The sequence below is a fragment of the Pseudomonas sp. efr-133-TYG-103a genome (assembly GCF_030209235.1).
Lineage (GTDB): Bacteria > Pseudomonadota > Gammaproteobacteria > Pseudomonadales > Pseudomonadaceae > Aquipseudomonas.
The window spans coordinates 20,062-33,510 of the sequence record NZ_JARVSK010000005.1 but is presented as its reverse complement, the minus strand read 5'-3'; the positions used below and the strand labels follow the sequence as shown (position 1 = coordinate 33,510).

Below are 13,449 nucleotides of genomic sequence, written 5' to 3'. Positions count from 1 at the left end.
GTACACTCCGCGGCCTGACTGCTAGAGCAGCAGAATTGGGGCCGATTAGGATTCGACGCCGGTGATGAAACTCTAGGGGCATGCCGACTTGGTAACAGAAGTCGTAAATCCACTGTTGCAACTTTCTATAGTTGCCAATGACGAAACCTACGGGGAACAAGCTCTCGCTGCGTAAGCGGCGCTAGCCTTCCTTCTGGTAGCTTCGGCTCCAGCAATCATCAGGGGATGCCTGTAAACCCGAAATGATTGTCATACAGAACAGGATCGCCGTGCAGTACGCTGTGGACGAATCGGCTAAAACTTACACAGCTCGCCCAAAGCACCCTGCCCGTCGGGTCGCTGAGGGTTAACTTAATAGACACGGCTAAGCATGTAGGCCCGAAAGCGGAGTACTGGCGGACGGGGGTTCAAATCCCCCCGGCTCCACCACTTCGACATCTAAAGACGTCCACGGACGTCTTTTTTTGTGCCTGAAATCCGGTAAATACAAGGCTTTCTGGGCTATGGGGAGCTTTCGAGGTTTTTGGAGTTCCAAGCGCTTTAGTATCCCAGGTGGTATCCCGGGCTATCAGGTGCTATTTTCAGGATACCAAAACGGTGCTGGAGGTAGCCCTATGCCTACTAACGCACCCCCCCTCTCCGATCGCCGGCTCAAGGCAGTCAAGGCAACTGGTAAAGACTTCGTCCTCAGCGACGGCGATGGCTTGCAGCTTCGAGTACGCGCCAGCGGTTCGATGATGTGGAATTTCAATTATCGCGAGCCATTAACCAGAAGCCGTATCAATATGGCGCTCGGGCCATACCCAGACCTCTCGTTAGCCAATGCCCGAAAGAAAGCCGTAGAGGCACGCGAGTTGCTCGCTCAAGGAATTGATCCTAAAACCAAACGCGATGAGGTACGGCAAGCCAAGCTCGCTGAAACTGAACACACGTTCGAGAAGGTAGCCACTGCCTGGTTCGAGTTGAAGAAAGACTCCGTAACCAAAGCCTACGCCGAAGACATTTGGCGATCGCTGACGCTTCATGTTTTCCCAAGTATGAAAACAACGCCGCTCTCGCAAGTCAGCGCCCCGATGGTCATCAAGATCCTACGTCCAATTGAGGCCAAAGGCAGTCTCGAAACGGTGAAGCGGTTGAGCCAACGGCTCAACGAGATCATGACCTACGGGGTCAACTCCGGGCTGATATTCGCGAACCCCCTCAATGGAATTCGGGCAGTGTTCAAGAAGCCCAAGAAAGAGAACATGGCCGCGCTACCACCTGAAGAGCTGCCCGAGCTTATGATGGAAATCGCGAACGCCAGCATCAAGCGCACGACTCGCTGCCTGATCGAATGGCAACTGCACACGATGACTCGTCCTGCCGAGGCGGCGACCACCCGATGGGCAGACATCGACTTCGACAAGCGCATTTGGACCATTCCAGCAGAGCGCATGAAAAAGCGTCGCCCTCACTCAATTCCTCTTACCGATCAGGCACTTTCGTTACTAGAGACGCTCAAGCAACTCAGTGGTAACAGAGAGTACGTGTTCCCCTCCGATAGAAATCCCCGCACCCATGCCAATAGCCAGACCGCGAACATGGCGCTGAAGCGCATGGGTTTTCAGGACCGCTTAGTCAGCCACGGCTTACGCTCGATGGCGAGCACCATCCTGAATGAGCATGGCTGGGATCCGGAGCTGATCGAGGTCGCGCTGGCGCATGTCGACAAGGACGAAGTTCGTAGCGCATACAACAGGGCGGACTACATCGAACGCCGTCGCCCGATGATGGCGTGGTGGAGCGATCACGTCCAGAAAGCAGCGACCGGCAGTTTGTCGGCATCTGCGATCAACCAAACCAAGGCGGGCGACGTTTTCTCACTACCTAAGTGATAGGCTATCGACGGCGGAATCCTCGGCGGCCCGTTGCATACAGCATGGCCATAAGGCTTGCGACTCTCGCCACAAAACTCCCATCGCTAGGCACCTAAGAAGCAATGGCGAAAGAATCATGCTTTGAATCCAAAAGATTGGACCATGATCAGTAAGTCGTATTTCAGTGACATTATTAACGAGCGACTCGCTCAAGGGAAACTGACAGCATAAGTGCAGTCACGCCAAAGCTGGATAATCGATGTAACCGGATTCGCCACCACCAAAGAATGTAGTGGGATCGGCTAAATTCAATGGCGCACCCGATTTAAAGCGAGCAGGCAGATCCGGGTTGGCAAGAAACGGGCGACCAAATGCAATGATATCCCCTCTCCCACTGGCCAGAGCAGCTTCCGCTGTTTGCTCATCATAACCGCCTGCCAGCATCACAACTCCCGTGTATTGGGCCCTCAAGTGCCTAATAATCGAGTCCCACCGCGGATCATAGTTTTCGTCTCGTACGATACCCACGATTGCTGGCTCTACCAAGTGAAGATAAGCAAGATTCATTTTGTCCAGCTGTCGCACGATGTAGCCAAATGTTTCCTCTGGAGTTTCGTCGCCCATACCCATGAAGCGCCCCATTGGCGTGAGCCTGACGGATACCCGATCAGCACCGACTTCCTCAATAACGGCCTTGGTCACCTCCAATAAAAAACGCGCACGATTTTCAATGCTGCCCCCATAGCTGTCATCGCGCTTGTTGCTATTGGAGTCAATGAATTGGTCCAGCAGATAACCATTGCCAGCGTGGATTTCCACCCCGTCCATACCTGCCAACATGGCGTTGCGTGCCGCAGCGCGATAATCCGAAATGATCAACTGGATACCTTCAAATGTGAGCGCCTGAGGAACTGGTACCGGCGCCCACATACCATTGCCATCCTTATCGGCGATGAAGGTTTTTCCATCAGGCACGGCTAACGCGCTCGGTCCGACGGGCAGACCACCGTCGGGCTGAAAAACGGGATGAGAGATTCGACCGACATGCCAAAGCTGTAGGAAAATTACCCCGCCCTCGCCATGCACCGCGTCGCTCACAGCTTTCCAGCCTTGCACCTGCTCTGAAGTATGGATACCAGGCGTCCAGGCATAGCCCTGCCCTTGCTGGGATATCTGGGAAGCCTCGGAAATGATCAGTGCGGCGCTACCTCGCTGACGGTAATACTTAACGTTAAGAGCTGTTGGGACGTTCCCGGGTTGCCCGGCACGGGAACGCGTCAGCGGCGCCATCGCTACGCGATGCTTGAGGGTTTTGTGACCGATTTTGATTGGAGTGAACAGATTCATGATCGATACCTTTTGCAGAAAGACCTTTAAGGCCTGAGTGAGTGTTCAGGCTTGCAAGGTAACTGCGAACTTCGAACGGCAGAATACCTCTGCCCTGCAACGTTGCGTTGCAGATCACGCGATGCTCCGTCGACGCAAAAATATGTTAGCGATGAACGCTTCAGCACTCAGCCACGCGCAAGGTTCGCCAGATCTTCCCCTGGAGGATGGCCGAACAGCTTTCGATAATCGCGGCTGAATTGAGATGGGCTCTGGTAGCCTACGGCATATCCTGCTGCCGCCACGTCACCTGAAACCCCCATGAGAATGATACGGGCTTGATGCAGGCGAACGTGCTTTTGATATTGAATCGGAGTCAATGAGGTTGCGGCCTTAAAATGACGGAAAAAAGTGTTCACGCTCATGCTAGCGACTTGAGCAATATCCTCGATGCGCAATGGCTTCTCGTAATGTTCCCTAATCCATTGAACTGCGCGGGTTACCTGCGTAAGTCGGCTGTCAGCGCAACCTAATTGCCGCACCATCGCTCCTTGCTCGCAATTCATGATTCGCCAGAAGACTTCACGTTCGATGGCTGGCCCCAGGATTGGGAGATCGCCTGGATTATCGAGTAGCCTGAGCATCCGAATAATTGCATCGATCAAATCAGGTTTAGCTCGACTTACGGCGATGGCTGGGCCGGTCTGCGACTGCAACTTAATACCTGATTCAACCATTAGCCTGGCGATGGTCTTGCGGTCTAGCCTCAGACCAATACCCAAAAACGGTTCACTTTCGCTGGCCTCGATTACGTAACCGATTACCGGCATCTCGATGCCAGCAATAAAATACTCGCCAGACGTGTATTCGCGCAGCGTGTCCCCCCAAGCGACACGCTTGGTCCCCTGTGCAAGCAACGCGAAAATAGGCTCGGCAGTATAACCGGTTATAGGTGTCGGCTGAGTACGTCGGGCAACCATGAGGCATGGAAATGCTTGATGATAGTCAGGGTATACAGCGTGGCGAGAAATCAAATCGCGTAGTTCGGTTATCTGATCCATTGATCTATTGGAGCATCAAGCACGTCGGCACACAAGCAGGCAACTTTTACCCTTCAAGGTCATTCTGGTGGGATCAGGCAAGACCGTGGCGTTATCTATCTATAGGGGTGTCTGCATCCTATGGCTCACTTGCAGTACCCGGAAGTACTGCAAGTAGGGAGTAACACATAATCAGCGTGACCTTTTCAAAATGACAAGCTTACGGCGTGGCGTGCCGTGCCGTGCCGTTATCAGGACTAACTTCGGAGACGCGACGAAGCGACATGCTCAGGAGGCCAAGCAAATCCCACTATCGGATCATATCAAACCTAACGTGAGCAAGACCGGTGTCGCCTCGACCCAAGCGGCAGGCGGATAACGTTCTATCAATTGGATTGCGTGCAATGATCAAAACGACTGGCAAGGCCCTGCTGGGTCTGGCGATTTCGGTGGGTATGCTTCAAGCACACGCCGCAGAAAGCAAAAAAGTGGACGTGCTGCTGATCGGCGGCGGCATCATGAGTTCGACTCTGGGTATCTGGCTCAACGAGCTGGAGCCAGGCTGGACCATGGAAATGGTCGAGCGTCTGGACAAAGTCGCCGAAGAAAGCTCCAACGGCTGGAACAACGCCGGTACCGGCCACTCCGGTCTCGCCGAGCTCAACTACACGCCGGAAGACAAAGACGGCAAGGTCAACATCGCCAAGGCCATCGAGATCAACGAAGCCTTCCAGGTGACCCGTCAGTTCCTCGCCTGGCAGGTTCGCCAGACCGTTCTGAAAAACCCGCATTCGTTCATTAACTCCACGCCGCACATGAGCTTCGTGTGGGGCGATGACAACATCAAGTTCCTGAAAAAGCGTTACGAAGCCCTGCAGGCGAGCCCGCTGTTCCGCCCGATGCAGTTCTCCGAAGACCACGCGCAGATCGCCAAGTGGGTCCCGCTGATGATGGAAGGGCGTGACCCGAACCAGAAGCTGGCCACCACCTGGACGCCGATCGGCACCGACGTCAACTGGGGTGAAGTCACCCGTCAGTACGTCTCGGCGCTCCAGACTCGCCCGAACTTCAACTTGAAGCTGTCGAGCGAAGTCAACGACATCACCCGCAATGCCGATGGCAGCTGGCACGTCGAGTACAAGAATCTGAAGGACGGCACCAGCAGCGCGACCGACGCCAAGTTCCTGTTTATCGGCGCAGGCGGCGGCGCACTGAAGCTGTTGCAGAAATCCGGCATTCCGGAAGGCCGTGACTACGCAGGCTTCCCGGTCGGCGGTTCGTTCCTGGTCACCGAGAATCAGGACGTTGCCCTGCAACACATGGCCAAGGCCTACGGCATCGCCTCCACCGGCGCGCCGCCCATGTCGGTTCCGCACCTGGACACCCGCGTGCTCGACGGCAAGCGCGTGATCCTGTTTGGCCCGTTCGCGACCTTCTCCACCAAGTTCCTGAAAGAAGGTTCTTACCTGGACCTGTTCAGCAGCATGACCACCCACAACTTCTGGCCGATGACCAAAGTGGGCATCGAGCAGTACCCGCTGGTGGAGTACCTCGCCGGCCAACTGATGCTGTCCGACGACGATCGCTTCAAGGCGCTGCAGGAATACTTCCCGCACGCGAAGAAAGAAGACTGGCGTCTGTGGCAAGCCGGTCAGCGCGTGCAAATCATCAAGCGTGATGCCGAGAAAGGCGGCGTGCTGAAACTGGGTACCGAAGTCGTTTCCTCACAGGACGGCAGCATCGCCGCACTGTTGGGCGCATCGCCAGGTGCTTCGACCGCCGCGCCGATCATGCTCAACGTGATGGAAAAGGTCTTCAAGGACAAAGTCGCGACGCCTGAATGGCAAGCGAAGATCCGCCAGATCGTGCCGAGCTACGGCACCAAGCTGAACGACTCGCCGGCTGCCGTGCAGCAAGAGTGGAACTACACCGCCGAAGTCCTGCAACTGGACAAGCCGCCGGTACTGGACCTGTCGGTCGGCACGGGCACTGCTCCAGCGGCTGCACCGAGCAAACCGGCCGAAAGCAAGCCTGCAAACGATATGGCGTTGTAACGTCAATTGCCGCGCTGCGGTAATGCAGCCTGGACGGTCGCATGAGCCCAAACCCTGGCGCACTTTCGCAGATGATCACTGGTTGTACGTCAAGAGCGCACCCTGGGGGCTGCTACTTTCGGTCAATCCTAATGGGTACTGAAGTGCTAGTAATGGACGGCGACCACAGGTTGTTTATCATCCGATAATTAGTATATGGTAAAAAACAGGAGCCGACAGGCGCACAGGCCCTCACCTGGCGAGCATTGAGCTTTCTGCGTTGAAAACCTTTATGAACGACCGTTGAAAGAGGTGGCACGATGCCCGTAGTCAATACCCAAGATGGCGCTCAAATCTTCTACAAAGACTGGGGCTCTGGCATTCCGGTTGTGTTCTCCCATGGCTGGCCACTGAACGCGGATGCATGGGATCCCCAGATGCTGTTCCTTGTCCGGCAGGGTTATCGGGTCATTGCCCATGACCGCCGTGGACATGGCCGTTCAAGTCAGACGGCGACAGGCAATGACATGGACACCTATGCCGATGATCTCGCTGCCGTCATCAATCATCTCGACCTGAAAGGGGCCATGCTGGTCGGCCATTCCACAGGCGGTGGCGAAGTGGCTCGCTACATCGGACGCCACGGGACCGAGCGCATTGATAAAGCGGTGCTCGTGGGTGCGGTCCCCCCCATCATGCTCAAATCGGATAGCAATCCGAATGGTCTGCCCCTCTCAGTGTTCGACGGGATTCGCGAGGGTCTCGCCAAAGATCGCTCGCAATTCTTCAAGGATCTGTCAGGGCCATTTTTCGGCGCAAATCTTCCGGACTCTATAGCTTCTCAAGGCATGCGAGATGCCTTCTGGGCTCAAGGAATGACAGGCGGGATTTTGGCTCACTATCTGTGTATTCACGAATTTTCAGAAGTCGACTACACCCAAGACTTGCTGAAGATCGACGTACCCACCCTCGTCATTCATGGAGATGCCGACCAGATTGTGCCAATTGATGCCTCGGGGAAACTCTCAGCCAACATCATCAAAAATGCCACGCTGAAAATATACAAGGATGCACCTCATGGCTTGGCGGCCACTCATGCCGAGAAGCTCAATGCTGATCTGCTGGCATTTTTGAAAGACCGGTAACACATCGTTCATGCCTTCTGATGGGGGACAGTGGTGGATATGTGTTTGCGATACGACAAGACCACCACGGCTCATACCTTTCACACCCTGACGAGGAGATTACCAGTCATGTTGAAACTTACATCTTTGTCTCTCGAAGACGCGAAACGCTTAATTTGTGCCGCAGAAGCCAAGGCGAAGGCGATAGGCTCACCCAGCAATATTGCGGTCGTCGACGCTGGCGGTAACCTCTTGGCGCATGTACGGATGGACGGTGCGCAAATCGCAAGCATCAGTCACTCGATCAATAAGGCATTCACGAGCCTGGCTTGCAAACTTCCAACCCATGTACTCGGTCAAGATGCCCAACCGGGCGGCCAGCTTTACGGAGTTTCCAATACCGTCGAGGGACGCATTATCACCTTTGCAGGAGGTATTCCGCTGAAGTTCGGTCATGACCTCGTAGGAGCGGTCGGCGTGAGCGGTGGAACTGCAGAACAGGACCGCGAGGTGGCCGAGGCGGCAGAAGCGGTGCTTTAAATGCCTCATACATTCCAGTAAGCCGCAAGTCTAAATTTCTAAAGAGGAGAACCTATGACAACCGTACTTATAACAGGAGCGGGTAGCGGATTCGGCCGAGAGGTTGCGCTGCGGTTGGCCGCTGACGGTCTGGATGTCATCGCCGGTGTTGAAATTACCGCACAGATATACAGCCTGTCTCAGGAAGCCCAAAGTCGTGGAGTGATTTTGCGCATCGAGAAGCTTGACGTCACAGATGAACGCGACCGGCTCAGGGCCGCGCAATGGGGGGTCGATGTATTGTTAAACAATGCCGGGATTTCAGAAGGCGGGTCGGTGGTTGATATCCCTGAGCAAAACCTGCGTCGTCAGTATGAGGTAAACGTCATCGGGCCCGTGTTGTTGACTCAGGCGATCGCCAAGAAGATGGTGTTGAAAAAGAAGGGCAAGATCGTCTTTATGTCTTCTGTTGCAGGCCTGACTACAGATCCATTCGCAGGGGCCTATTCGTCATCTAAACACGCTATTGAAGCAATAGCAGAGGCGTTGCGCCAGGAACTGCAGGAGTTTGGGGTCGAAGTCGCCACTGTCAATCCTGGTCCCTTCCTGACGGGCTTCAATGACCGTATGTTCGAGACGTGGAAAACTTGGCAGGACGATCCATCTGAACGCTTGTTCGACTACAGCCAATTAGCGTTCCCTCACGAACAATACGACCCCGAACCCGTGTATCAAACTACCTTTAGGGTCATCACCGGAGAGGTCGACAGCTACCGCAATGTCGAGCCCAAAGAGATTGTCGATGGACAGCGTCGCCAGATTGAAGCGGTGTGGGAGCGCAAAACCACTGACGGGTTGGGTCACAGGCATGAGCTTGTAGACAAGGCTTACAACATCGAGCCCGGAACACCGGTTTAATTTCATGCGTTACTTATACAGTCATTCAGTTGGGGCTACACCCCCTGACGTTGTTACGGAACTACTGGACTCTTGATATCCCATTGCTTGACGCCGCAGGGCGGCGCCAAGATCCTGGAGAGTTAGAGATGGCTCACAGCATAACAAACGGAACGCCTCACCTACGTGTACACGGTGTCGCAAGTTCGGCTAAAGCTTACGAAATCAGAGATTTTCTAAGCCGGAGTGTTGTCGAATATGACTGGATTGAGTTAAATGCCTCATCAGCCCAAACAGTCCCAGGTATCGACACGCTCAATGATCCGCGGTTACCTGCTTGTGAGTTTCCCGACGGAAGCTGGCTGTTTTCGGCGAATCTACACGACGTGGCGCACAAACTTGGCTGGGTAAGATCTCCGAAACGCAAAGAATATGACGTTTCTATCTACGGTGCCGGACCTGCAGGCCTGAGCGCCGCTGTATATGCCGCATCTGAAGGTTTAAAAACAGTGCTGATAGAACGTCACGCCGTGGGTGGCCAAGCGGGAAGTTCCTCCTTAATTGAAAACTACATGGGCTTTCCCAATGGAATCGGTGGGCGCGAACTGGCCGAGCGGGCCCGGCAACAGGCTGTGCGATTCGGTGCAGAGATACTGCATCTTAAAGAAGGTGTAAATGCCAATTTTGTGGACGATAAAATCGTTGTCGATCTCGAAGACGGTGGCCGTATCATCGCGAAATCCAACATCTGTGCCACAGGAGTCGAATGGCGTCGCCTGAATATCCCGGATGAAACCCGATTCTTGGGATGCGGTTTATTCTATGGCGCGGGATTCAGCGAAGCCCCCATGTGTGCGGGTGAGCGTGTCTTCGTCATAGGAGGAGGAAACTCGGCAGGACAGGCCGCAGTCCATTTTTCCCAATATGCCCGAGACGTCATTATGCTCGTGCGCCGCAGTGACTTGGGCGAACAACTTTCTGATTACCTGGTAAAAAAAATCAGGGCGACGCATAACATTCAAGTCAAGACGAATTCAGAAGTCGTTACCCTCGAGGGCGGGAGTCGGGTTGAGTCGATCACTGTCCGGAATAATCTGACAGCCGAGACAAATGACGTCGAGACGCACCATGTATTCGCATGCATAGGCGGTCATCCCAATACCAGCTGGGCTTTACATACACATATTTTGCGTGATCCCCACGGCTATCTTGTCACGGGAAACGATTTGCTCAGGGATGGAAAGCTGCCTGATACATGGCCCCTGAGTCGACTCCCATTTCATCTGGAAACGAGCGTTCCTGGCTCTTTCGCCGTCGGGGATGTGCGCCACGGCTCGATTAAAAGAGTTGCAACCGCCGTCGGGGAAGGCGCCATGGCCGTGGCCTTCGTACACCAACATTTGGCTCAAACCTGAATTCTCCTGTTTATCCAGGCGTAGCTTCGAAGGCGCCAAATATACGTGCGTTGATGGGGCTCAATGAGCGTAAGCCGCGCGGAATATTTTCGTCAACTTCCCATAATTTGGATAGCCGTGCTCAAGGCCGTCTCAATCCCTCCACAACGGAGCCCCGGATGGACAAACTTCTCGCGCTCAAAATGTTCGTCGAAACGGTGGATGCCAATGGTTTCTCTGCCGCTGCCAGAAAACTGGCGCTGGCGACTTCGACTGTGACCAGAATGGTCGATTCGCTAGAGGCGGAACTGGGTACTGCACTCGTCAACAGATCGACCCGACAGATAACTGTCACTGATGCAGGCGCCGCTTATTACCTACGGGCTAGGAGAGTCCTGGAAGATTTAGCGGATGCAGATGCAGCCATCGGCGATAATGCGGAAGAGGCCAGTGGCCCGTTACGCATATCCGTGCCCTCGGCCTTCGGTCGGTGCATTATTTCTCCCGATTTGGGGATGTTTATGTCCACGTATCCAAAACTGGAACTAGACATCACCCTGACCGATAGCATTCTGGACATGGTCATCGACAGGGTCGATCTGTCTATCAGGCTAGGATCTCCTGCGATTCTGGACGGCGTTGTTTGTCGCGTCATCGGCAGGTTCAGAAGAAAGGTCGTGTGTAGCCCGGATTATATTCAACGCCACGGTTTCCCGGAGATCGTGAGTGATCTGGAGCGTCACCAATGCCTACGATTCAACTATGGGCCATCTCATCAGACGTGGTGTTTTATAGACGGTGACGACGCCGTATCGAAAATTACTGCGACAGGAAGGTTCAAGAGCAACAATGCAGAAGTCTTACGTGAGCTTGCTTTAGCTGGAGCAGGAATCGCCCTGCTACCAGACTGGATTGTCCAGGACGACATCCTCTCAGGAAAACTTACTCCTTTGTTCGAGCGTTATGTAGTCAATCCTGACAGTGCAAGCGACTCCATTTCAGCGCTATTTTTACCCAACCAGCGCGGATCTCGTCGTGTGAATGCTTTCATCTCGTTCCTCTCTCATGTGCTAAAAAACGGCACCTGATACCAGATGAGCTGATCATTGCAATTGCTGCAACGAGGCGTTGCGTGACCAACCCATTCCAGCTTTCCACTCTGAAGTTTATCTTAAGACCTCGACACGCCTCTTAAGGAAAAAAACATGAACTTTTCTCTTCTCAACCCGAACAACTGGTAAACGCAAACTTCTGGATTAGAAGCCTTTTTGAGCCGCAACGGCTCTGGCTCGAGTTCAAGTTAGCAGTGCTTGTCAGCTCGGCTGATTTTATATGCCTTGGAACAATATCAAATAGGAACCTTAAATCATGTCCGATAAAGGTACGAACAAGAAAGCATTAGTCATTGGAGGCTCGCTTGGAGGGTTGTTCGCTGCCACAGCGCTTCGTTCGACAGGCTGGGAGGTAGAAATTTATGAACGTTCGGCTGCGACTCTGGATAGCCGTGGCGGTGGAATTGTATTGCAGCCTGAAGTTCTGGAAGCTTTCAGGTTTTCGGGAATCAACAATTCAAATGCTCTGGGGGTAAAGTCAAATAATCGAACTTATCTGACGCGCACCGGTGATATTAGACATAAACATTATTCGCCACAAACACAAACATCCTGGAATACCCTTTACAGTAATCTCATATCAGTATTTCCTGAAGATAACTATCACAAGGGCCGAGAGCTCGTCACACTTGACCAAAAAGACAATGGAGTAACTGCATATTTTGCAGATGGATCAATGGCCCATGGCGACATATTGATCGGCGCGGACGGAGGCAGCTCAACGGTAAGAGGCCTGGTGCTCCCAAACACACACCCCACCTACTCGGGTTACGTAGTATGGCGCGGGCTGGTTAATGAGCCAGATCTTCCACAATTTGCCAAAGAGCAGATATATGAAGACTTTGTATTCCAGCAAGATGCCGAATCTCTAATTCTCGAATACATGATCCCGGGCGTCGATGGTTCGATAAAGCCAGGCGAGCGCAGATTCAATTGGCTCTGGTATTTGAAAGCAGCCGAAGCAGGAGAGCTTGATCAATTGCTCACCGATAACACCGGGTTTCGTCGTAAGAACTCAGTCCCACCGGGGGCGTTGGGCGCTCAGCCGGAGGCTGCGTTCCGCAAAAAAGCGGAAGAAGCACTCAATCCCGCTTTTCTGGAGTTGGTTCGTCGCACCGACGACATTTTCGTTCAGTCCATTCTGGATCTCAAAACGCCGAAGATGGTCTTCAATCGGGTGTTGTTATTGGGTGATGCCGCATTCATACCTCGACCCCATACCGCAGGCAGTACTGCCAAAGCGGCCACGAATGCAGTAACGCTCGCTCAGCACATCGCCAACAGCAGTGATCTCGATAAAAGCCTTGCAGCGTGGGAAAGGGATCAATTGCAGTTGGGGATTAGCATGAGCGAATGGGGAATTGACATGGGCAATCGAATTATGAGTATCAACCCCAAAAATAAGGAAGACATCAAATGAACTTAGCAACTTTGCACTACTTCTACGACCCTTTTTGCGGTTGGTGCTATGGAGCGGCGCCCCTTGTCACAAGCGCATCGGAGATAGCAGGACTCAAGATCGAAGTGCATGGAATCGGAATGCTGTCGAATGAGCGAAGTAAAATGGTTTCCGCGGAATGGCGAGACTTCGTACGGCCGCACGAACTACGAATCAGCGCCTTGAGTCAGCAACTTTTTTCAGATGCCTATTTAGAACAGGTGCTGGATAAAACCACAGTGCGACTCGACTCTTCCCCGCCGACGGCTGCAATGTTGACCGCTCAAAAAATCGGCGGTCGTGGCGTTGAGATGCTCAAGAGACTGCAAATCGCTTATTACCAGGAAGGCCGAGCAATCGCCGACCCGCGCATTATCTTCGAAGTAGCCGTTGAAGCGGGGTTCGACCGCGAGCTGTTTACAACGACATATCAGGCAGTGTTACAGGAAAATCTTGAGGGCCATATAGCTGACAGCAATAGCATGCTAAGTATCTTGGGTGGTAGAGGCGTCCCATTTCTGATCGTCGAAAAAAACAGCGGCTTTCATTCCATGCCGCTTGGCCACTACCTCGGAAAACCCGACGTATTCAAGCTCGACATTGAGGCCATTCTCTCGGCGTGACTTCTTATGTTGCACCGAATGCTAAGAGCGTTGCAGGGTCAACTGATTATCACAGCGCCCGACTGAGCTAAGTCTGGCTCTATCGAA

Annotated in this window: 11 protein-coding genes and 1 other RNA gene; 10 read left to right on the top strand and 2 right to left on the bottom strand. The window is 53.5% G+C overall.

All coding sequences use genetic code 11. The features are described from left to right. Positions 1-37: 37 nt before the first annotated feature. Both ssrA and QRN36_RS04390 read left to right on the top strand, forming a co-directional pair. Positions 38-429: a transfer-messenger RNA gene (ssrA, locus tag QRN36_RS04395) on the top strand. A gap of 185 nt (positions 430-614) precedes the next feature. Further along, on the top strand, positions 615-1,874 hold the full coding sequence (locus tag QRN36_RS04390; protein ID WP_285422972.1) for an integrase domain-containing protein: 1,260 nt from the start codon (positions 615-617) through the stop codon (positions 1,872-1,874). A 219-nt stretch (positions 1,875-2,093) separates the two neighbouring features. On the opposite strand, the gene QRN36_RS04385 is transcribed toward QRN36_RS04390, so the two are convergent. Both QRN36_RS04385 and QRN36_RS04380 read right to left on the bottom strand, forming a co-directional pair. Continuing rightward, entirely contained in the window at positions 2,094-3,203 is a 1,110-nt protein-coding gene (locus QRN36_RS04385) for an alkene reductase (protein WP_285422971.1), read from the bottom strand. 167 nt (positions 3,204-3,370) lie between these two features. Continuing rightward, on the bottom strand, positions 3,371-4,243 hold the full coding sequence (locus tag QRN36_RS04380) for an AraC family transcriptional regulator (protein ID WP_285422970.1): 873 nt from the start codon (positions 4,241-4,243) through the stop codon (positions 3,371-3,373). A gap of 383 nt (positions 4,244-4,626) precedes the next feature. On the opposite strand from QRN36_RS04380, the gene mqo reads away from it, so the two are divergent. From mqo to QRN36_RS04340, 8 genes are all read left to right on the top strand, one after another. Continuing rightward, positions 4,627-6,276: a malate dehydrogenase (quinone) gene (gene mqo, locus QRN36_RS04375; RefSeq protein WP_285422969.1), complete on the top strand. Its 1,650-nt coding sequence runs from the start codon at positions 4,627-4,629 to the stop codon at positions 6,274-6,276. A 299-nt stretch (positions 6,277-6,575) separates the two neighbouring features. Further along, positions 6,576-7,400, top strand: a complete 825-nt coding sequence (locus tag QRN36_RS04370; RefSeq protein WP_285422968.1) for an alpha/beta fold hydrolase — start codon at positions 6,576-6,578, stop codon at positions 7,398-7,400. Between the two features lie 108 nt (positions 7,401-7,508). Further along, positions 7,509-7,919, top strand: a complete 411-nt coding sequence (locus tag QRN36_RS04365) for a heme-binding protein (RefSeq protein WP_285422967.1) — start codon at positions 7,509-7,511, stop codon at positions 7,917-7,919. A gap of 54 nt (positions 7,920-7,973) precedes the next feature. After that, positions 7,974-8,816: an SDR family oxidoreductase gene (locus QRN36_RS04360; protein WP_285422966.1), complete on the top strand. Its 843-nt coding sequence runs from the start codon at positions 7,974-7,976 to the stop codon at positions 8,814-8,816. Between the two features lie 128 nt (positions 8,817-8,944). Beyond that, the gene (locus tag QRN36_RS04355) at positions 8,945-10,210 is read left to right on the top strand and encodes an NAD(P)/FAD-dependent oxidoreductase (protein ID WP_285422965.1); all 1,266 of its coding nucleotides are present in this window, start codon (positions 8,945-8,947) and stop codon (positions 10,208-10,210) included. 158 nt (positions 10,211-10,368) lie between these two features. Beyond that, positions 10,369-11,277, top strand: a complete 909-nt coding sequence (locus QRN36_RS04350; protein ID WP_285422964.1) for a LysR family transcriptional regulator — start codon at positions 10,369-10,371, stop codon at positions 11,275-11,277. 280 nt (positions 11,278-11,557) lie between these two features. Next, complete coding sequence (locus QRN36_RS04345) at positions 11,558-12,721, top strand: FAD binding domain-containing protein (RefSeq protein ID WP_285422963.1); 1,164 nt, start codon at positions 11,558-11,560, stop codon at positions 12,719-12,721. Beyond that, positions 12,718-13,362, top strand: coding sequence for a DsbA family protein (locus QRN36_RS04340; protein WP_285422962.1), 645 nt, complete (start codon positions 12,718-12,720; stop codon positions 13,360-13,362). Before QRN36_RS04345 ends, QRN36_RS04340 begins: the two co-directional genes overlap by 4 nt. Positions 13,363-13,449: the final 87 nt, after the last annotated feature.